The sequence below is a fragment of the Rhodococcus sp. M8 genome, assembly GCF_015654185.1.
Taxonomy (GTDB): domain Bacteria; phylum Actinomycetota; class Actinomycetes; order Mycobacteriales; family Mycobacteriaceae; genus Rhodococcus; species Rhodococcus aetherivorans.
Genome location: NZ_CP064065.1, coordinates 1,620,026 through 1,639,422, shown reverse-complemented (window position 1 = coordinate 1,639,422; position 19,397 = coordinate 1,620,026). Strand labels below are relative to the sequence as shown.

Here is a 19,397-nt window from a genome sequence, read left to right as displayed (position 1 = left end):
CGGTAGCCCGGGGCCCGCTTGGCGGACCGGGTCGATAGCAGTACGCTCGTCTTGTTTGGATCGTGTTCCGCACGTGTGAGCACGCCATAAATGGTTCATTGAGCCGACCACGATCGCACCCACAAAGTGCGATCGACTTGGGACCAGGGACACTTCCTAGGAGGACGCGAAGCGCACATGTCCAAGATCAAGGTTGAAGGAACGGTCGTCGAACTCGACGGCGACGAGATGACCCGCATCATCTGGCAGTTCATCAAAGACAAGCTGATCCATCCCTACCTGGATGTGAATCTCGAGTACTACGACCTCGGCATCGAGCACCGCGATGCAACCGACGACCAGGTCACCGTCGACGCAGCCAACGCCATCAAGAAGCACGGCGTCGGCGTCAAGTGCGCCACCATCACTCCCGACGAGGCCCGGGTCGAGGAGTTCGGCCTGAAGAAGATGTGGCGCTCGCCCAACGGCACGATCCGTAACATCCTGGGCGGCACCATCTTCCGTGCCCCGATCATCATCTCCAACGTGCCCCGCCTGGTGCCCGGCTGGACCAAGCCGGTCATCGTCGGCCGTCACGCCTTCGGTGACCAGTACCGCGCCACCGACTTCAAGGTCGACCGCCCGGGCACCGTCACCATCACCTTCACGCCGGAGGACGGCAGCGAGCCGATCCAGCACGAGGTGTGCCATATCCCCGAGGACGGCGGCGTCGTCATGGGGATGTACAACTACAAGAAGTCCATCCAGGACTTCGCGCGGGCCTCGCTGTCCTACGGTCTGCAGCAGAACTACCCGGTCTACCTCTCCACCAAGAACACGATCCTCAAGGCCTACGACGGCATGTTCAAGGACGAGTTCCAGCGGATCTTCGAGGAAGAGTTCAAGGCCGAGTTCGACGCCGCGGGCCTGACCTACGAGCACCGCCTCATCGACGACATGGTCGCCTCCTCGCTCAAGTGGGAGGGTGGCTACGTCTGGGCCTGCAAGAACTACGACGGCGACGTCCAGTCCGACACCGTCGCGCAGGGCTACGGCTCGCTGGGCCTGATGACCTCCGTGCTCATGACCCCGGACGGCAGGACCGTCGAGGCCGAGGCCGCGCACGGAACCGTCACCCGGCACTTCCGGCAGCATCAGGCGGGCAAGCCGACGTCGACCAACCCGATCGCGTCGATCTTCGCCTGGACCCGTGGCCTCGAGCACCGCGGCAAGCTCGACAACACCCCCGAGGTCATCGACTTCGCGCAGCAGCTCGAGGACGTCGTCATCAAGACCGTCGAAGCGGGACAGATGACCAAGGACCTCGCCCTGCTCATCGGCCCCGAGCAGGCATGGCTGACCACCGAGGAGTTCCTCGCCGCGCTCGACGAGAACCTCCAGAAGGCCCGCGCCTGACGCACGGACCGCACACGACGGGACGCCCCCCACCGGGGCGTCCCGTCGTCGTTTCGGGTCCGGCCCGTCGGCTACGGTGACCGTCGTGCCTCACGTCATCACCACCGTCAACGTCAACGGCGTCCGTGCCGCCGCCGGCAAGGGCCTGCTCGCGTGGCTGGCCACCGCGCAGGCCGACATCGTGTGCCTGCAGGAGGTGCGCGCCACCGAGCAGCAGTTCCACGCGGCGATCGCGCCCGCCCTCGACGCCGGGTGGTACGTGGTGTCCGCCGAATCGGAGGCCAAGGGCCGTGCCGGGGTCGCGATCCTGTCGCGGCGGCCGGCCGACGCCTCGCGCATCGGGTTCGACGAGGACGAGTTCGCGGCCTCCGGCCGGTACGTCGAGGCCGACTTCGGGGACGTGACCGTCGGCAGCCTGTACCTACCCACCGGCGAGGCCGGCACCCCGAAGCAGGAGGAGAAGGAGCGGTTCATGGCGTCGTTCGCCACGCACCTGAACCACCGCGCCGCCGAGGCCGGGGCCGCGGCCCGGCACATGGTGGTGTGCGGGGACTGGAACATCGCCCACACCGAACGCGACATCAAGAACTGGAAGGGCAACGTCAAGAAGTCCGGATTCCTGCCGAGCGAGCGCGCATGGCTCGACACGCTGCTCGCCGACGGCCGCTGGGTCGACGTGGTGCGCGCCCTGCACCCGGACGTCGACGGCCCGTACTCGTGGTGGTCCTACCGGGGCAAGGCGTTCGACACCGACGCCGGCTGGCGGATCGACTACCACCTCGTGACGGCGGAACTGGCCGAGCGGGCGAAGGAGGCCCGCGTCGAGCGTGCCGCCACCTATGCCGAGCGGTGGTCGGACCACGCCCCGGTCACCGTGCAGTTCCGCTGATCCGGGCGGATCCGCCGATCGGAGCCGACCTCCCGCGAGCGGCTCTCCGCGCACGTGAAAGTATCGACAACCATGGCGAGCACTGCAGAACAGAACACCACCGCGCCGACCGCCCGGCCCCGGGTGCTGTCGGGTATCCAGCCGACCTCCGACTCGTTCCACCTCGGGAACTTCCTCGGCGCGCTGCAACAGTGGGTTCCGTTGCAGGACGAGTTCGACGCCTACTACTTCATCCCCGATCTGCACGCGATCACCGTGCCGCAGGATCCGAAGGGGCTGCGCCGGCGCACCCTCCGCGCCGCCGCTCAGCTGCTCGCCGTCGGCATCGACCCGGACCGGTCGGTGCTGTTCGTCCAGAGCCAGGTGCCCGAGCACGCCGAGCTGGCGTGGGTTCTGAGCTGCATCACCGGTTTCGGCGAGGCCGGCCGGATGACGCAGTTCAAGGACAAGTCCGCCAAGGAGGGGACCGAGCACGCCAGCGTCGGCCTGTTCACCTACCCGGTGCTGATGGCGGCGGACATCCTGCTGTACCGCCCGCAGCGCGTGCCGGTGGGGGAGGACCAGCGCCAGCACCTCGAGCTGACCCGTGATCTCGCGCAGCGGTTCAACACCCGGTTCGGCAAGACGTTCGTCATTCCCGAGCCGCAAATCATCAAGGGCACCGCCAAGATCTACGACCTGCAGAACCCCACTGCGAAGATGAGCAAGTCCGCGGCCACCCCGGCCGGCCTGATCAACCTGCTCGACGATCCGAAGGTGTCGGCGAAGAAGATCAAGTCGGCGGTGACGGACAACGAGCGCGAGATCCGCTTCGACCCCGAGAACAAGCCCGGCGTGAGCAACCTGCTCACCATCCAGGCCGCCCTGTCCGGCCGGCCGGTCGACGAACTCGTCGCCGGCTACGCGGGCAAGGGGTACGGCGACCTCAAGGCCGACACCGCGGAGGTGCTCACCGAGTTCGTCGTGCCGCTGCAGGCGAAGGTCGACGAGTACCTCGCCGACGAGGCGGAACTGCTGCGCATCCTGTCGACCGGCGCCGACCAGGCCCGCGAGGTGGCTTCCCGGACACTCGGGCAGGTCTATGACAGGGTGGGATTCCTGCCCCGCAAGTAGCCGGGGGCGTGCCCCCCGGGCAGCCCGGGGGGCACGCCCCGCACACAGCCCGGGGCGACGGAACGCGGAAGGAGTTGCCCACCGATGGCCGACGATTCCACCGAACCGTCGAAACCGGGATTCGTCGACCGGCAACGAGCAGCGCATCCGTCGCTCGACCACCTCGTGCGGGCCGGCCTGCGGTACCAGGAGCAGAAGGGCGACTACTACGCCGCGGGGATCACGTATTTCAGTGTGCTGTCCCTGATTCCCATCCTGATGCTGTCGTTCTCGGTGGCCGGTTTCGTGCTCGCGGGCCGGCCCGAGACCCTCGAGCAGCTGCAGACCGCGATCGCCCAGAACATCCCCGGCGAACTCGGTGCGACGGTGCAGGGTCTGGTGGACTCCGCGATCGCCTCCCGCAGCGCCGTCGGAACCCTGGGCCTGCTCACCGCCGCGTATGCGGGGATCGGCTGGATCACCAACCTGCGGGACGCGCTCACGGCGATGTGGGACCATCCGCATGTCAAGGACGGGTTCGTGCGCACCAAGGTCAACGACGCGCTGACCCTCCTCGGCCTGGGCCTCGCCATCGTGGCGTCGCTGGCCCTGTCGGCCGCCAGCAGCGGCCCCGTCATGGACCTCTTCGTCGGGGTGCTGCGGCTCGAGAACGTGCCCGGCATCGGGGTGGCGCTGACGGTGGCGACGATCGTCATCGCCGTGTGCGCGACGTGGTTGCTGTTCACCTGGGTGATCGCCCGGCTGCCCCGGGAGCCCGTCACCTTCCGCAGCGCGATGCGGGCCGGCCTGCTCGCCGCCGTGGCGTTCGAGGTGTTCAAGCAGGTCGGCTCGATCTACCTTTCCCGGGTCACCAGCGGCCCCGCCGGGGTGGCGTTCGGCCCGATCCTCGGCGTGCTGGTCTTCGCGAACCTGACCGCCCGGATGGTGTTGTTCGCCACGGCGTGGGCGGCATCGTCCAAGGAGAATCTGGTCATGGCCCACGTGCCGCCGCCGGAGCTGGCTCGGATCACGCCGCGGGTGGAGGTGCACGAGGGTCCCGGCCTGCGCGGCGGTCTGGCGCTCGTCGGTGCCGGGGCCCTCGGCGGGGTCCTGCTCAGCGAGCGCTCGCGCGCCATTCGGCGAGCTGTGCGATCGCGGCTTCGGCGGTAGCGACCGCCTCGTCGCGGTCGACGCGGGCGAGCAGCAGCGTGCTCAGCGACAGCGACGCCAGCACCCGCACCCGGCGGGCCAGCGCCTCGTCGTCGGCGGCGGGGTCGAGGGCGCGCAGCGCGTGCGTGAACGCGGTGGTCAGTTCGGCGCGGTAGGCGGTGACGACCGCGCGTTGCGTCTCGTCGTGGGCCGCAAGGCCGGCGGTGCTGTTCAGCAGCAGGCAGCCGCGGCGCGGCGAGTCGTCCGGCAGGGCGGCCACGGTGCGGGCCAGCGCCCGGAAGTAGCGTGCCGCCGCATCGGGCGCGGTGGGCTCGTCGGTGAGGACGCGCAGCCGGGGTCGCACCACGCGGTCGAGGTAGTCGCGGACGGCGGCGTCGAACAATCCGCGCTTGCTGGTGAAGGCGTTGTAGAGGCTCGACCGGTTCAGCCCCGTCGCCCGCTCGAGCTCGGGGACGGAGGTGGCCTCGAAGCCTTTGTCCCAGAACAGATCCCGTGCCCGTTCCACGACGTCTGCGGTGTCGAACTCCGGTGGCCGTCCCATGTGCCCTTCCGTTCCCCGTTGTGCAAAGACCGTTCCAGTATATATTGGAACGGTCAGTTCAATACTTCGGAGGCGCCCGGGGACAGCTCCCGGCGGCTCGGCACGTGAGGAAGGTTCACGCCCTGTGACCTCGAGTACCCAGATCCAGCTGGTCCGACGCCCCGTCGGCTGGCCGACACACGACGATTTCCGCACCGTGACGGTCGATCTGCCCGACCTCGGACCCAACCAGGTCCGCGTCGTCAACGAGTTCGTCTCGGTCGATCCCTACATGCGGGGGCGGATGAACGACGTCAAGTCCTACATCCCGCCGTTCGCGCTGGGGGAGACCATGACCGGCGGCGCGGTCGGCCGCGTCGTGGAGTCGACGTCGCCGGCCCACCCGGTCGACTCGGTCGTGCTGCACGACCTCGGCTGGCGCGACGTCGCGCAGGGCGACGCCGCGGCCTTCCGCGTGGTGGACGAGCTTCCGGGCGTCCCGAACTCCGCGTACCTCGGCATCCTCGGCCTGACGGGACTCACCGCCTACGTCGGCCTGATGCACATCGCCCGCATGCAGCCGGGCGACACCGTCTTCGTCTCCGGGGCCGCGGGCGCCGTGGGCACCGCCGTCGGACAGATCGCCCGGCTCGAGGGCGCGACCCGCGTGCTCGGCTCCGCCGGATCCGCGGACAAGGTCGCGATGCTCACCGAGCGCTACGGCTACGACGACGCGTTCGACTACAAGTCGGCGCCCGTGCGGCGCCAGCTCCGCCGTGCGGCACCCGACGGCATCGACGTGTACTTCGACAACGTCGGTGGCGACCACCTCGAAGCCGCGCTCGACGTCCTGCGCGACGGTGGCCGGGCCGCCCTGTGCGGCGCGATCGCCCTGTACAACAACACCGAGCGCACGCCCGGGCCGGACAACATGGCCAACATCATCACCCGCGGCCTGACCCTGCAGGGCTTCACCCTCGGCCACTACACCCACCTCTTCCCCGAATTCGCGGCGAAGATGGGGCCGTGGCTCGCCGCCGGCGACGTGGTGTTCGACGAGACGATCGTCGACGGGATCGACAACTCGGTCGATGCCTTCCTCGACCTGATGCGCGGGCGCAACGTCGGCAAGATGCTCGTCCGTGTCGCCTGACGTCCGCGGCCGGAACGGCCGGCGTCGCGCAGCGGAAGATTCGCTGCAGTATCGGGCGGGCACGCACCCCCGGCCGTAGAGTCGGGCGCATGAAAGCCGTCCAGTACACCGAGATCGGCTCCGAGCCGGTCGTTGTCGACATCCCCACCCCGACGCCCGGGCCGGGTGAGATCCTGCTGAAAGTCACCGCGGCCGGGCTGTGCCACTCGGACATCTTCGTGATGGACATGCCGGCCGCGCAGTACGCCTACGGCCTGCCGCTCACCCTCGGCCACGAGGGTGTCGGCACCGTCGCCGAACTCGGCGAGGGCGTCACGGGATTCGGGGTGGGGGACGCCGTCGCCGTGTACGGGCCGTGGGGCTGCGGTGCGTGCCACGCCTGCGCGCGCGGCCGGGAGAACTACTGCACCCGCGCCGCCGACCTGGGCATCACGCCACCCGGTCTCGGCTCGCCCGGGTCGATGGCCGAGTACATGATCGTCGATTCGGCGCGCCATCTCGTCCCGATCGGAGACCTCGACCCGGTCGCCGCGGCACCGCTCACCGACGCCGGTCTGACGCCGTACCACGCGATCTCCCGGGTCCTGCCGCTGCTGGGGCCGGGCTCGACGGCCGTCGTCATCGGTGTCGGCGGGCTCGGCCACGTCGGCATCCAGATCCTGCGCGCCGTCAGCGCGGCCCGCGTGATCGCCGTCGACCTCGACGACGACCGTCTCGCCCTCGCCCGCGAGGTCGGCGCCGACGCGGCGGTGAAGTCGGGCGCCGGTGCGGCGGACGCGATCCGGGAACTGACCGGCGGTCAGGGCGCGACGGCGGTGTTCGACTTCGTCGGCGCCCAGTCGACGATCGACACGGCGCAGCAGGTGGTCGCGGTCGACGGGCACATCTCGGTCGTGGGCATCCACGCCGGCGCACACGCCAAGGTCGGGTTCTTCATGATCCCGTTCGGCGCCTCCGTCGTGACCCCGTACTGGGGCACCCGGTCGGAACTGATGGAGGTCGTCGCGCTGGCCCGCGCCGGCCGGCTGGACATCCACACCGAGACGTTCACCCTCGACGAGGGGCCGGCGGCGTACCGGCGGCTGCGCGAGGGCAGCATCCGCGGCCGCGGCGTGGTGGTTCCCTGAAACGGGTGAAGGTCCCCGTCGCCCGGTGGAAACCGGGTGACGGGAACCTTCACCGTGGAGCAGAAGCAGATCAGCGGGCGAACAGCAGCGCGCGCTTGACCTCCTGGATCGCCTTCGTCACCTGGATGCCACGGGGGCACGCGTCGGTGCAGTTGAAGGTGGTGCGGCAGCGCCACACGCCCTCGACGTCGTTGAGGATGTCGAGGCGCTCGGCGGCACCCTCGTCCCGGCTGTCGAAGATGAACCGGTGCGCGTTGACGATCGCGGCGGGGCCGAAGTAGCTGCCGTCGTTCCAGTACACCGGGCACGAGGTGGTGCAGCACGCGCACAGGATGCACTTGGTGGTGTCGTCGAAGCGGGCCCGGTCGGCCTGCGACTGGATCCGCTCGCGGGTCGGCTCGTTGCCGGTGGCGATGAGGAACGGCTTCACCGCGCGGAACGCGTCGAAGAAGGGTTCCATGTCGACGACGAGGTCCTTCTCTACCGGCAGGCCGCGGATCGGCTCGACGGTGATGGTCACCGGCTTGCCGTCCTTGGGCAGCATGTCCTTCATCAGGATCTTGCAGGCCAGGCGGTTGACGCCGTTGATCCGCATGGCGTCCGAGCCGCACACGCCGTGCGCGCAGCTGCGGCGGAACGTGAGGGTGCCGTCGAGGTAGCCCTTCACGTACAGCAGCAGGTTGAGCATGCGGTCCGACGGCAGCGCCGGAACCTGGAAGCTGTCCCAGTGCTGACCCTTGCCGTCCTCGGGGTTGAACCGCGCGATCTTGAGGGTGACCATGGTGGCACCCTCGGGCACGGGAGGCAGGTTCGAGACGTCGGCTTCGTTCTTCTCGAGGGTTGTCATCAGTACTTCCGCTCCATCGGCTCGTAGCGGGTCTGCACCACCGGCTTGTAGTCCAGGCGGATGGGGGAGATCAGCTCCGTCCCCTCCTTGTAGGCCATGGTGTGCTTGAGGAAGTTCTCGTCGTCGCGCGTCGGGTAGTCCTCGCGGGCATGGCCGCCGCGCGACTCCTTCCGGTTGAGCGCACCGGCGACGGTGACCTCGGCCATTTCGAGCAGGAAGCCCAGCTCGACGGCCTCGAGCAGGTCGCTGTTGTAGCGCTTGCCCTTGTCCTGGACGGTGATGTTCTTGTACCGCTCCTTCAGGGCGTGGATGTCCTCGAGCGCCTTGCTGAGCGTCTCCTCGGTGCGGAACACCGAGGCGTTGTTGTCCATGGACTGCTGCAGCTCGCTGCGGATGTCCGCCACGCGCTCCTTGCCACCGGCACCCAGGATCCGCTCGAGCCACTCCACGACGTTGCGGGCCGGGTCCTCCGGCAGGTCCACGTGGTCGTGGGTGTTCGCGTACTCGGCGGCGGCGATGCCGGCGCGGCGGCCGAACACGTTGATGTCGAGCAGCGAGTTGGTGCCGAGGCGGTTGGCGCCGTGGACGGAGACGCAGGCGCACTCGCCGGCGGCGTAGAGGCCCGGGACCTCGTCCTCGTTGTTGCGCAGCACCTCACCGTTGATCTTGGTGGGGATGCCGCCCATCACGTAGTGGCAGGTCGGGTACACCGGCACGAGCTCGGTGACGGGGTCGACGCCGAGGTAGGTGCGGGCGAACTCGGTGATGTCCGGGAGCTTCTCCTCGAGGACGTCCTCACCGAGGTGGGTCACGTCGATGTAGACGTAGTCCTTGTTCGGGCCGGCGCCGCGGCCCTCGAGCACCTCGAGCACCATCGAGCGGGCGACGATGTCGCGGGGCGCGAGGTCCTTGATGGTGGGGGCGTAGCGCTCCATGAAGCGCTCGCCGTCGGCGTTGCGGAGGATGCCGCCCTCGCCGCGCACGGCCTCGGAGATCAGGATGCCCAGGCCCGCGAGTCCCGTCGGATGGAACTGGTGGAACTCCATGTCCTCGAGCGGCAGGCCCTTGCGGAAGATGATGCCCATGCCGTCACCGGTGAGGGTGTGCGCGTTGGACGTCGTCTTGTACATGCGGCCCGAGCCGCCGGTCGCGAACACGATCGACTTGGCATGGAAGACGTGGATCTCGCCGGTGGCGAGCTCGTACGCGATGACGCCGGTCGCGACGGGGCCTTCGGGGGTTTCCGTCAGCGCGATGTCGAGCGCGTAGAACTCGTTGAAGAACTCCACGTCGTGCTTGACGCAGTTCTGGTAGAGCGTCTGCAGGATCATGTGGCCGGTGCGGTCGGCCGCGTAGCACGCGCGACGCACCGGGGCCTTGCCGTGGTCACGGGTGTGGCCACCGAACCGGCGCTGGTCGATCTTGCCCTCGGGCGTGCGGTTGAACGGAAGCCCCATTTTCTCGAGGTCCAGCACCGCATCGATGGCCTCCTTGGCCATGATCTCCGCCGCGTCCTGGTCGACCAGGTAGTCGCCACCCTTGACGGTGTCGAAGGTGTGCCACTCCCAGTTGTCCTCCTCGACGTTCGCGAGGGCGGCGCACATGCCGCCCTGGGCGGCGCCGGTGTGGCTGCGGGTGGGGTAGAGCTTGGTCAGAACTGCGGTGCGGGCGCGGGGGCCGGCCTCGATGGCCGCACGCATGCCGGCGCCGCCGGCACCGACGATGACCACGTCATAACGATGTTCCTGCATGAAGTCGTAGCTCCCCTAGCTCGCAACGATGTTGGGGTCGAAGGTGAAGATCACATAGGTGCCCAGGCCCATGATCAGGATCATCGACACGACCAGGATCGTGTTGAGCCAGAATCGGGTCGAGTCCTTGCGGGAGTAGTCCGCGATGACCGTGCGCAGGCCGTTGCCGCCGTGCAGCTGGGCGAGCCAGAGCATCGTCAGGTCCCAGAACTGCCAGAACGGGCTGGACCAGCGGCCGGCGACGAACGCGAAGTTGATGCGGTGCACGCCCTCGTCCAGCATCAGCATGATGAACAGGTGGCCGAGCACCAGGATGATCAGTGCAAGGCCGGACAGGCGCATGAACAGCCACGCGTAGAGCTCGAAGTTGTTCTTCGCGGCGCGGCGCGGGGAGCGCGGGTTGTCCAGGCTGGCCGGGCGGTCGTACGCCGTGCCCAGAGTCTTCGCTTCAGTCATGTCAGTGCCCAATTCTTCGTCGCTGCGCTCATGTCAGTGCCCCGCAAACATGTTGTAGAAGATGCGACCGGCGGCGGGGATCATCACCACGAACCAGATCGCCAGGATCGTCCAGAGCATCACCCGCTGGTACTGCGGGCCCTTGGACCAGAAGTCCACGAGCATCACGCGCAGGCCGTTGAGGGCGTGGTAGAGCACCATCGCCACCAACCCGAGCTCCATGAGACCGACGACGGGATTCTTGTAGGTCTCGATGACACTGTCGTAGGTCTCGGGATTGACCCGGACGAGTGCCGTGTCCAGGACGTGAACGAAAAGGAAGAAGAATGTCGCCACGCCTGTGATCCGGTGCAGAACCCAGGACCACATGCCCGGGTCTCCCCGGTAAAGCGACCGTGTGCGCCCCGGTGCGGGAGCGGCTTCAGTCGTGCTGCTCATCGAGTGCTGTGCCTCCAACGTCAATGGTGGACGCGTCGAGCCTCTCCAGCCTCTGGGGGATTCCGCAGCACGGGCTCGACGTGAACCTGAACCGACTTGGACCGACTTTAGTCCTATCCGAAAGTCGGGAACTAATTCGAGTAGCGGTTCGTACGGCCTCCAAATAACAAGTTAGGTTTGCCTTTCCAACTGTGATCTGGCCCGGCCGGGCCGGTGAACCGTGGAATCGGCCACCGTGACAGGATGGGCAACCATGCCGGACGTAGACTGGAAAACCTTGCGCGCCAAAGCACATGAGGTGATGGGCCGCGCGTACGCGCCCTACTCCCGATTCCCCGTGGGGGCCGCGGCACTGGTGGACGACGGACGGATCGTCGTCGGATGCAATGTGGAAAATGTCTCACACGGAGTGGGTCTGTGCGCCGAATGTGTACTGGTCGGTAACTTGATTTCCGGTGGTGGCGGGCGGTTGCGGGCCGTCGCCGTCTGCGATGCCCGCGGGGCCGTCCTGAGCCCGTGCGGACGCTGCCGGCAGATCCTCCTCGAACACGGCGGCCCCGAGCTCGAGGTCGACACGCGCCGCGGTCCGCGCCCCATCGCCGAGCTGCTGCCCGACGCGTTCGGCCCCGGTGACCTGGACGCGGTGCGCGAGGCGGGAGGCGCCGACCGTGCCTGACGCCCTGTCCATCATCACCCGCAAACGGGACGGCAAGGAGCTCAGCGGAGCCGAGATCGACTGGATCATCGAGGCGTTCACGCGTGGTGTCGTCGCCGACGAGCAGATGGCCGCCCTCGCGATGGCCGTCTACTTCCGGGGCATGACGCGCGCCGAGACGGCCCGCTGGACCACCGCCATGATCGACTCGGGCCGGCGGCTGGACTTCACCGGCCTGGGCCTGCCCACCGTCGACAAACACTCCACCGGCGGTGTGGGCGACAAGATCACCCTTCCGCTGGCCCCGCTCGTCGCCGCCTGCGGCGTCGCCGTGCCGCAGCTCTCCGGCCGCGGACTCGGCCACACCGGCGGCACCCTCGACAAGCTCGAATCGATCCCGGGCTGGCGCGCCGAGCTGAGCATCGCCGAGATCGCCGAGATCCTCGCCGACCCGGCGGTCGGCGCCGTCGTCTGCGCGGCCGGCGCCGACCTCGCCCCGGCCGACCGCCGGCTCTACGCCCTGCGCGACGTCACCGGCACCGTCGAGTCCATCCCCCTGATCGCCAGCTCGATCATGAGCAAGAAGATCGCCGAGGGCACCGGCGCCCTCGTCCTCGACGTCAAGGTCGGCTCCGGGGCCTTCATGAAGGACCTCGGCGACGCCCGGGAACTCGCCCGCACCATGGTCGAGCTGGGCGAGGACGAAGGGCTGCACACCGTCGCGCTCCTCACCCGGATGGACGTCCCGCTCGGCCGGACCGCGGGCAACGCCCTCGAGGTGCGGGAGGCCGTCGAGGTGCTCGCCGGCGACGGCCCGCCCGACGTGGTCGAACTGACCCTCGCCCTCGCCCGCGAGATGCTCGCCGCCGTCGGCCGGGACGACGTCGACCCCGCGGACAAGTTGCGCGACGGCACCGCCATGGACCGGTGGCGCGCGATGATCGCCGCGCAGGGCGGCGCCCCCGACGCGCCCCTGCCGGTCGCCCGGCACACCGAGGTGCTGCGCGCACCCGGCGACGGCGTGCTCGCCGAACTCGACGCGATGGCGGTGGGTGTGGCCGCGTGGCGGCTCGGAGCCGGCCGCGAACGGCAGGGCGAACCCGTGCAGGCCGCGGCGGGGATCGAGCTGCACGTCAAGCCGGGGGACCGGGTCCGCGCCGGGGACGCGATCGCCACCCTGCACACCGACACCCCGGCGAAGTTCCCCGCCGCGATGGCGACGCTCGGTGAGGGCGTGCACATCTCCGACTCCACGCCGGCGACACGGCCGCTCGTCGTCGAGCGGATCACCGCCTAGCCGACTACCGTCGGGGCATGACGGAGCCGGCGACGACGACACTGACCGAATCCGCGCTGCGGACCGCGCCGAAAGTGCTTCTGCACGACCACCTCGACGGCGGTCTGCGGCCGGGAACCGTACTCGAGCTGGCCGATGCCTGCGGCTACCGGCTGCCGGCCGGCACGGAACCCGAGCTGGCGCGCTGGTTCCGGGACTCGGCCGACAGCGGCTCGCTCGAGCGGTACCTCGAGACGTTCGCGCACACCGTGGCCGTCATGCAGACCCCGGACGGCCTCGAGCGGGTCGCCCGCGAATGCGTGCTCGACCTCGCCGCCGACGGCGTCGTCTACGCCGAGGTCCGCTTCGCTCCCGAGCAGCATCTCGAGCGGGGGCTGGACCTGGACTCCGTGGTCGAGCACGTGCTCGAGGGGTTCCGGTCGGGGGAGTCCGCGGTGGAGGCCTCCGGCGCCCAGCCGATCCGGGTGCGGCTGCTGCTCACCGCGATGCGGCACGCGGCCCGGTCCCGGGAGATCGCCGAACTCGCGGTGCGGTTCCGCGACCGCGGCGTCGTCGGGTTCGACATCGCCGGTGCCGAGGCCGGCTACCCACCGAGCCGGCATCTCGACGCCTTCGAGTACATGCGCGCCGCCAACGCGCACTTCACGATCCACGCGGGGGAGGCCTTCGGGCTGCCGTCCATCCACGAGGCCATCGCGTTCTGCGGCACCGACCGCCTCGGCCACGGCGTGCGCATCGTCGACGACATCACCGTCGCCGCGGACGGCACCGCCACCCTCGGCCTGCTGGCGAACTACGTGCGCGACAAGCGGATCCCGCTCGAGCTGTGCCCGAGTTCGAACGTGCAGACCGGCGCCGTGGACACCCTCGAGCAGCATCCGTTCGACCTGCTGGCGCGCCTGCGGTTCCGGGTCACCGTCAACACCGACAACCGCCTGATGAGCGACACGACGATGAGCAAGGAGATGATGCGACTGGTCGAGACGTTCGGGTACGGGTGGTCCGACCTGGAGCGGTTCACGATCAACGCGATGAAGTCCGCGTTCCTGCCGTTCGACCAGCGGCTCGAGCTCATCGACGACGTGATCAAGCCCGGCTACGCCGTCCTGATCGGCTGACAGTCCCCTCGTCGGACAGTACCCTCGGCCGACCTCACCTCGTAGGGTCGAGGTATGGGCGATCGCGTCCCGCCCTCGGCAACTCTCGGCGACGTGCTCGCCGCGCGCCGGCGGCGCCGGTTCGTCGGTCGTTCGGCCGAGCTCGAACTCGTACGTGCCGCCCTCGACTCGCCCCGGCCCCCGTTCTTGGTGCTGTACCTGTACGGGCCCGGAGGGATCGGTAAGACGAGCCTGCTCGACGAGGTGGCCGATCTCGCCGTCGGGGCCGGTTCGGTCCTCGTGCGTCTCGACGGGCGGGACCTCGTTCCCGCCCCGGCCGCCGTGCTCGCCTCGTTGGCGGAGCATCTCGACCTGGACGCGGATCGAATCGCCACCGCCTCCGGGCAACGGCTGGTGATGGTGATCGACACGTACGAGGCACTCGCACCGATCGACGGCTGGATCCGCCGGGATCTGTTGCCGCGGTTGCCGGACAGCGCGGTGACCGTGATCGCGGGGCGGAGTCCGCCGTCGCCGCAGTGGCGCTCGGACCTCGCATGGGGCGATCTGCTGCGGGTGGTGTCGATGCGCAATCTCGCACCCCGGGAGAGCGTCGACTACCTGCGCGCCGTCGGGGTCCGGGACGACCTGCACGACCGCCTCTGCCGCGTGGCACACGGCCATCCGCTGGCGCTGTCGTTGCTCGCCGACGCGGTGCTCCGCGGCGGACGTGCCGACGCGGATCCGCTGAGTCCCGACCTCGTGGGGACGCTGCTGCGCCGGTTCGTCGACGAGGAACCGGGCACCGTGCATCGCCGGGCCCTGGAAGTGTGCGCACTCGCACGCGTGACCACCGAATCGCTCCTGCGGGACGCGCTGGGCACCGGCGACGACTGCGCCCACGACGCATTCCGGTGGCTTCGGGGCCTCTCGTTCGTCGAGACCGGGGCCGACGGCCTCCATCCCCACGACCTGGCCCGGGACGTCATCGACGCCGACCTGTGGTGGCGGGACGCCGACAGCTATGCCGACGTCTTCCGCCGGGTGTGGCGGCACATCCACCGAACCCTCGACTCGGCGACCGGCCGACGGCAACAACAGGCGATCTTCGACCTGAAGTTCGTGTTCCGTCACCTCGCCGGCGTGCTCTCGCCGGTGCAGTGGGAGAGCTGGGGCCGGTACTATCCGGAACCCGCCACCGCCGCCGAGCACGCGGCGATCGTCGAGCTGATCCGGACCGCGGAGGGAGCCGAGTCCGCCCGGCTCGCGCAGCGGTGGCTCGACCGGCAACCGGACGGCTTCTTCGTTCTGCGCTGCCCGGACGGAACCGTCCGCGGAGTGATCGGGCTGCTGGACCTCACCCGCGCCTCCGAAGAGGACCGGGACCGCGACCCCGGGGCCGCGGCGGCATGGCGGGCCGCGCGGCGAGGCACGCCGGTGCGCGAGGGCGACGTCGTCACCCAGACCCGATTCGTCGTGGACCGGGAGACGTACCAGGATCCCTCGCCGACGCTCAACGCGGTCCCGATCCTCACGATGCAGCGATACCTCACCACCCGGGGCCTCGCCTACGACGTGCTCGTCCTGGCTGAGCCGGACCGGTGGGACGACTACTTCGCCGTCGCCGACCTCCCACGGGTCGACGGCGGCGACTTCGTCGTCGGTCCCCGCCGATTCGGCCTGTTCGCCCACGATTTCCGGCGCGTCCCGGTCGGCGCCTGGCTCGAACGGGTGACGGAACGGGCGCTGGCCCGCGGTCCGTCGCCGCCGGTGCCCAGCGCACCCGTGCTGCTCGTACTCTCCCAACCCGAGTTCGCGCAGTCGGTCAAGCAGGGCCTGCACGACCTGCGTCAGCACGCTCTGCTCGCCCGCAATCCCCTGCTGCGCACCCGGTTGCTCCACGACCGGGCCGGCGCCGGTGAACCCGACGTCGCGCTGCTCGAGCAGGTGCTGCGCGACGCGGTCGCCACCCTCGCCGACCATCCCCGCGACGACAAACTGCTGCGGGCCGTGGACCGGACGTATCTGCGGCCGGCGGCGACCCAGGAGTCGGCCGCGGCAGCGCTCGGACTGCCGTTCAGCACCTATCGGAGGCACCTGGCCACCGGGGTGGAGCGGATCGTGTCGTGGCTGTGGGACCAGGAGGTGTACGGTCGCCGGCAGTGAGCACAACCGAGCACCGAACGGACTGGTGACCGAGCAGATTCCGGACGCATGCTTCTCGCACTCGAACGAGGAGGTGCCGGAAATGGTGACACGTATCGGTGATCGCGCCGTGGTCCTCGGCGCGGGAACGGCCGGTCTGCTCGCCGCGCGGGTGTTGTCGGATGCGTACTCGGACGTGGTGGTGATCGATCACGACAGACTGCCGGACGGTGCCGCGGCACGGCGCTGCGTACCGCAGGGCCGGCACATCCATGTGCTGGTGGCCGGCGGGATGCGCGCGATGGAGGAACTGCTGCCCGGGCTCACCGCCGATCTCGTCGGCGACGGTGCACCGATGGTGGACCAGTGCGGCGACGTGCGCTGGTATCTCGGTGGCCACCGCCTCCGGCAGGCGGAGAGCGACCTGACGGCGGTGAGCGCGAGCCGGCCGAATCTCGAACATCGGGTGCGGTCCCGCGTCGCCGCACGTCCCGGAGTGCGGATCGTCGATCGTTGCGACGCGCTGGGATTGACCGTGAGCCGGGACGGCCGAAAGGTCACCGGCGTGCGCGTGCTCCGCCGGGCGGACGGCAGCGTCGAGGAGGTTCTCGACGCCGATCTCGTCGTCGACGCCACCGGCCGTGGTTCGCGAACCCCGGCGTGGCTCGAGCGGCTCGGATACCACCCGCCCGAGCGGGAGGAGGTGCGCGTCGACCTCACGTACGTCACGCGCACCTACGCCTCCGATCCGGCACTCATGGGCGGCGACCTGGGGATTCTGCTCGCGCCGTCGCCGCCGTACCCGCGCGGTGCCGCCATCCAGACGATCGAGAACGGTCGCTGCCTCGTGACGGCGGTGGGCATGCTCGGGCACCGGCCCCCGTCCTCGCCGGACGTCTGGGTGGACTTCCTGCGGTCCCTGCCCCGCCCGGACGTGTACGACGCGATCCGGGACGCCGAGCCGCTCGACGCGCCCCGGTCGTACCACTTTCCGGCGAGTCGGCGGCAGCGCTACGAACGGTGCCGGCGGCTGCCGGAGGGACTGCTGGTGACCGGCGACGCCGCATGCAGTTTCAACCCGATCTACGCGCAGGGAATGAGCGTCGCGGCGTTCGAAGCCGGGCTGCTCGCCGAACACCTGAAGGGCGGCCGGGAGCCGGACCCGCATCGATGGTTCCGGGATATGGCGAAGGTCGTCGACGTGCCCTGGGACATGGCCACCGGCGGCGACCTCGCCTGGCCGCAGGTCAAGGGCCGGCGCAGCGCGAAAGTGCGCCTGGCCAACCGCTACCTGCCGCTCGTCCACGCCGCCGCCGCGCAGGATCCCGAGGTGGTCCGCGCATTCTTCCGCGTCGCGGCGATGGTGGATCCGCCCGGGACGCTGTTCGCCGCGCCGGTGGTCGGGCGGGTGCTCCGCCGGACGATCAGTGCTTGTGCAGCCGGGTCTCGAACTCCCGCTCGAGAGCCCGCCACGCCTCGGCCTCCGCGGTGAACGGCGCGCTGGGCGCGAGCCGCGTCGGATCCGGCTCGAGCACGTAGTTGACGAACCAGCCCAGCTCCGTCGACCCGGCCAGCGCGGCGTCGGTGCTGTCGTCCTCGGCGTAGTTCGCGGCGTCGGTGAACAGTTCGACCGCCAGATCCAGCTGATCGGCGTCCACCGCCTCCGTACCGTGCTCGATGTCGTCCGCGATCCCGGGCAGCACGTACACGTTCTCGTCCGTCACCTCGACCTCGAGGGAACCGTCCGTCGCCGCGTGCCGGATGTCGTCGTAGGTGCTGAGCGCCGCCAGATCGTGGTCGTGGTGGTCGGCCAGGTAGCGCGCCAGCGCCCGCTCCGTGGGGAACACGAGGATCGTCCCGTCGCGGCCGAGGAACAGCGCGTCGTCGTCGAGGTAGCAGCGCAGGGTGAACCACGTGCCGTCGGAGGCGATGATCTTGACCGGGTCGATTCCGACCGCCGTCCAGAAGCTCGTGTCCTCGTTCTCGTCCCCGTCGACGAACTCGTATTCCTCGTCCTCCGCCTCCTCGGCGGCGTCCTCGGCCTCGACGATGTTCTCCTCGGCCGCGACGAGTTCCGCCTCGGCCTCGGCGACGAGCCCGGCGTCGACCTCGGGGGACGTCACGACGGCGTCGAGCGCGTCGATCACCCCGTCCCAGTCCTCGGCGACGGCGGAGCCGACCCGGTTCCACAGCTCCCCGCCCTCGCGGCCCTCGAACGCCGCGACACCGTGGCTCAGCAGCGCCTCGATCTCCGCCCGTTCGAAGAACTTCGTCACCGACTCGAGCTCGCACACGTCGCCGAGGACGGAGACGATGTCGAACGTGTTCTGCAGTTCGGCGACGGACTCCGGGTCCGCGTCGTCCGCCACCAGTTCCGGCACACCGATCAGGTCGTACGAATGGCTCTCGTCCGGCTCGAACTCCTCCGCGGAGAGTTTCGCGACCACCGGCCAGGCCGGATGCTCGACGAGGTCGTTGTCGGCGCCGGAGCGGACGAACGCGACGAGCTCGGCCACCGCACCGAACGCGTACAGATCGTCACCGTGGCCGAGGAACGCCTCCCATTCGTCGTCGCCCTCGCGCCACCGCGGCGCCCAGAGGGTCACGACGTCGCCGTCGGTGAGACCGAGCTCGATCGGGACGATGTCTCCAGCCATGGTCGCCAAGCCTAGCCATGTCCCGGCCGAAGACATAGCTGGGCGCCGATGAGACGACCGTCACCCGAGTGCACCGCGGAGTTCCCCGAGCAGACGAGCTCGTTCGGCGGCGGCGGCCCGTGCCGCCTCGTGCGTCGTGGCCAGGATCGATGCCGCCACGTCGCGCGCGTGGAGCCCGCTCAGCGCCTCGTCGAGCCACAGCCGGGTCAGGGCGCCGTTGCCGTCCACCTCGGCCCGCACGAGGCCGTCCGGGCTCGTCGCGGCGCCCGACACCACGCCGAGTGCGGCCACGCAGTCCTGCAGGGCCCCGAGCCGCGTGCGCACACCGTCCACGATCTCCGTGATCCGCTGATCGCTCGCCGACATCGCGCTCACCACCCGGTCGCCGACGGAGAGCCGGCCGTCCGCGCGTCGTCGCGGCGTGCGCGCTGCACGTCGTCGTGGGTGGGCAGTCCCAGCCGGTTCAGCAGTCCCTCCGGCATTCCCCTGCCCGCCAGCTCCTCTCGGTGCAGCGCGGCGGCCTCGAGTGTCGCGCGACGGCACAGCGACACGATCTGTTCGGCCAGTTGTGCTGCCCCGTAACGTAGTTCGCTCTGATCGATGTGCAGGCCGACGGGCAGGCCCTGTTCGGTGGTGCGCACCGAGACGGTGCCGGACCGGTTCCGGGCGGTCGCCGTCGTGATGGTCGTCTCCGCGGTGTCCATACCG

19 protein-coding genes are annotated in these 19,397 nt (G+C 69.7%); 11 read left to right on the top strand and 8 right to left on the bottom strand.

Features of this window, described 5'->3' with window-relative positions; all coding sequences use genetic code 11:
• Positions 1 to 177: 177 nt before the first annotated feature.
• The 4 genes from ISO16_RS07425 (at position 178) to yhjD (ending at position 4,546) form a co-directional block, all read left to right on the top strand.
• Positions 178 to 1,395, top strand: a complete 1,218-nt coding sequence (locus ISO16_RS07425) for an NADP-dependent isocitrate dehydrogenase (protein ID WP_006939696.1) — start codon at positions 178 to 180, stop codon at positions 1,393 to 1,395.
• 85 nt (positions 1,396 to 1,480) lie between these two features.
• A complete protein-coding gene (locus ISO16_RS07420) occupies positions 1,481 to 2,284 on the top strand; it encodes an exodeoxyribonuclease III (RefSeq protein WP_029544732.1) in 804 nt (267 codons plus the stop codon).
• Between the two features lie 72 nt (positions 2,285 to 2,356).
• Positions 2,357 to 3,397, top strand: coding sequence for a tryptophan--tRNA ligase (gene trpS / locus ISO16_RS07415; RefSeq protein WP_072635626.1), 1,041 nt, complete (start codon positions 2,357 to 2,359; stop codon positions 3,395 to 3,397).
• A gap of 84 nt (positions 3,398 to 3,481) precedes the next feature.
• On the top strand, positions 3,482 to 4,546 hold the full coding sequence (gene yhjD / locus ISO16_RS07410; RefSeq protein WP_072635625.1) for an inner membrane protein YhjD: 1,065 nt from the start codon (positions 3,482 to 3,484) through the stop codon (positions 4,544 to 4,546).
• Here yhjD and ISO16_RS07405 read toward each other — a convergent pair.
• Entirely contained in the window at positions 4,491 to 5,087 is a 597-nt protein-coding gene (locus ISO16_RS07405; protein WP_072635624.1) for a TetR/AcrR family transcriptional regulator, read from the bottom strand. The genes yhjD and ISO16_RS07405 overlap by 56 nt on opposite strands.
• A gap of 124 nt (positions 5,088 to 5,211) precedes the next feature.
• Here ISO16_RS07405 and ISO16_RS07400 point away from each other — a divergent pair, with 124 nt between their 5' ends.
• Together ISO16_RS07400 and ISO16_RS07395 are read left to right on the top strand one after the other, a co-directional pair.
• The gene (locus tag ISO16_RS07400) at positions 5,212 to 6,219 is read left to right on the top strand and encodes an NADP-dependent oxidoreductase (RefSeq protein ID WP_072635623.1); all 1,008 of its coding nucleotides are present in this window, start codon (positions 5,212 to 5,214) and stop codon (positions 6,217 to 6,219) included.
• Positions 6,220 to 6,308: 89 nt separating this feature from the next.
• On the top strand, positions 6,309 to 7,346 hold the full coding sequence (locus tag ISO16_RS07395; protein ID WP_043801412.1) for an NAD(P)-dependent alcohol dehydrogenase: 1,038 nt from the start codon (positions 6,309 to 6,311) through the stop codon (positions 7,344 to 7,346).
• Positions 7,347 to 7,416: 70 nt separating this feature from the next.
• On the opposite strand, the gene ISO16_RS07390 is transcribed toward ISO16_RS07395, so the two are convergent.
• From ISO16_RS07390 to sdhC, 4 genes are read right to left on the bottom strand one after another with little or no spacing between them, the layout of a single operon-like run.
• A complete protein-coding gene (locus ISO16_RS07390; protein WP_003935736.1) occupies positions 7,417 to 8,193 on the bottom strand; it encodes a succinate dehydrogenase iron-sulfur subunit in 777 nt (258 codons plus the stop codon).
• Positions 8,193 to 9,944, bottom strand: a complete 1,752-nt coding sequence (sdhA, locus tag ISO16_RS07385) for a succinate dehydrogenase flavoprotein subunit (RefSeq protein WP_006939688.1) — start codon at positions 9,942 to 9,944, stop codon at positions 8,193 to 8,195. The genes ISO16_RS07390 and sdhA overlap by 1 nt, the downstream gene beginning before the upstream one ends.
• Before the next feature lie 15 nt (positions 9,945 to 9,959).
• Positions 9,960 to 10,400 carry a succinate dehydrogenase hydrophobic membrane anchor subunit gene (locus ISO16_RS07380; RefSeq protein WP_029544728.1) on the bottom strand — a complete coding sequence of 147 codons (441 nt, stop codon included), beginning with the start codon at positions 10,398 to 10,400 and terminating at the stop codon, positions 9,960 to 9,962.
• Positions 10,401 to 10,433: 33 nt separating this feature from the next.
• Positions 10,434 to 10,838 carry a succinate dehydrogenase, cytochrome b556 subunit gene (sdhC, locus tag ISO16_RS07375; protein ID WP_072635622.1) on the bottom strand — a complete coding sequence of 135 codons (405 nt, stop codon included), beginning with the start codon at positions 10,836 to 10,838 and terminating at the stop codon, positions 10,434 to 10,436.
• A 253-nt stretch (positions 10,839 to 11,091) separates the two neighbouring features.
• Here sdhC and ISO16_RS07370 point away from each other — a divergent pair, with 253 nt between their 5' ends.
• The 5 genes from ISO16_RS07370 to ISO16_RS07350 all read left to right on the top strand — a co-directional run bounded on the left by ISO16_RS07370 (position 11,092) and on the right by ISO16_RS07350 (position 17,524).
• Positions 11,092 to 11,514, top strand: coding sequence for a cytidine deaminase (locus ISO16_RS07370; protein ID WP_029544723.1), 423 nt, complete (start codon positions 11,092 to 11,094; stop codon positions 11,512 to 11,514).
• Complete coding sequence (locus ISO16_RS07365; protein WP_072635638.1) at positions 11,507 to 12,790, top strand: thymidine phosphorylase; 1,284 nt, start codon at positions 11,507 to 11,509, stop codon at positions 12,788 to 12,790. Before ISO16_RS07370 ends, ISO16_RS07365 begins: the two co-directional genes overlap by 8 nt.
• Positions 12,791 to 12,807: 17 nt before the next feature.
• Positions 12,808 to 13,908, top strand: coding sequence for an adenosine deaminase (locus ISO16_RS07360; protein ID WP_006939677.1), 1,101 nt, complete (start codon positions 12,808 to 12,810; stop codon positions 13,906 to 13,908).
• Between the two features lie 54 nt (positions 13,909 to 13,962).
• Positions 13,963 to 16,053, top strand: coding sequence for an AAA family ATPase (locus ISO16_RS07355; RefSeq protein WP_072635621.1), 2,091 nt, complete (start codon positions 13,963 to 13,965; stop codon positions 16,051 to 16,053).
• A gap of 82 nt (positions 16,054 to 16,135) precedes the next feature.
• Complete coding sequence (locus ISO16_RS07350) at positions 16,136 to 17,524, top strand: NAD(P)/FAD-dependent oxidoreductase (protein WP_195886191.1); 1,389 nt, start codon at positions 16,136 to 16,138, stop codon at positions 17,522 to 17,524.
• Here the strand turns inward: ISO16_RS07350 and ISO16_RS07345 are convergent.
• The 3 genes from ISO16_RS07345 to ISO16_RS07335 are packed head-to-tail and all read right to left on the bottom strand — an operon-like array spanning position 17,457 to position 19,393.
• Positions 17,457 to 18,689 carry a hypothetical protein gene (locus ISO16_RS07345; protein ID WP_006939675.1) on the bottom strand — a complete coding sequence of 411 codons (1,233 nt, stop codon included), beginning with the start codon at positions 18,687 to 18,689 and terminating at the stop codon, positions 17,457 to 17,459. The genes ISO16_RS07350 and ISO16_RS07345 overlap by 68 nt on opposite strands.
• Before the next feature lie 60 nt (positions 18,690 to 18,749).
• Positions 18,750 to 19,055: a YbaB/EbfC family nucleoid-associated protein gene (locus tag ISO16_RS07340; RefSeq protein WP_006939673.1), complete on the bottom strand. Its 306-nt coding sequence runs from the start codon at positions 19,053 to 19,055 to the stop codon at positions 18,750 to 18,752.
• A 5-nt stretch (positions 19,056 to 19,060) separates the two neighbouring features.
• A complete protein-coding gene (locus tag ISO16_RS07335; RefSeq protein ID WP_072635619.1) occupies positions 19,061 to 19,393 on the bottom strand; it encodes a hypothetical protein in 333 nt (110 codons plus the stop codon).
• Positions 19,394 to 19,397: the final 4 nt, after the last annotated feature.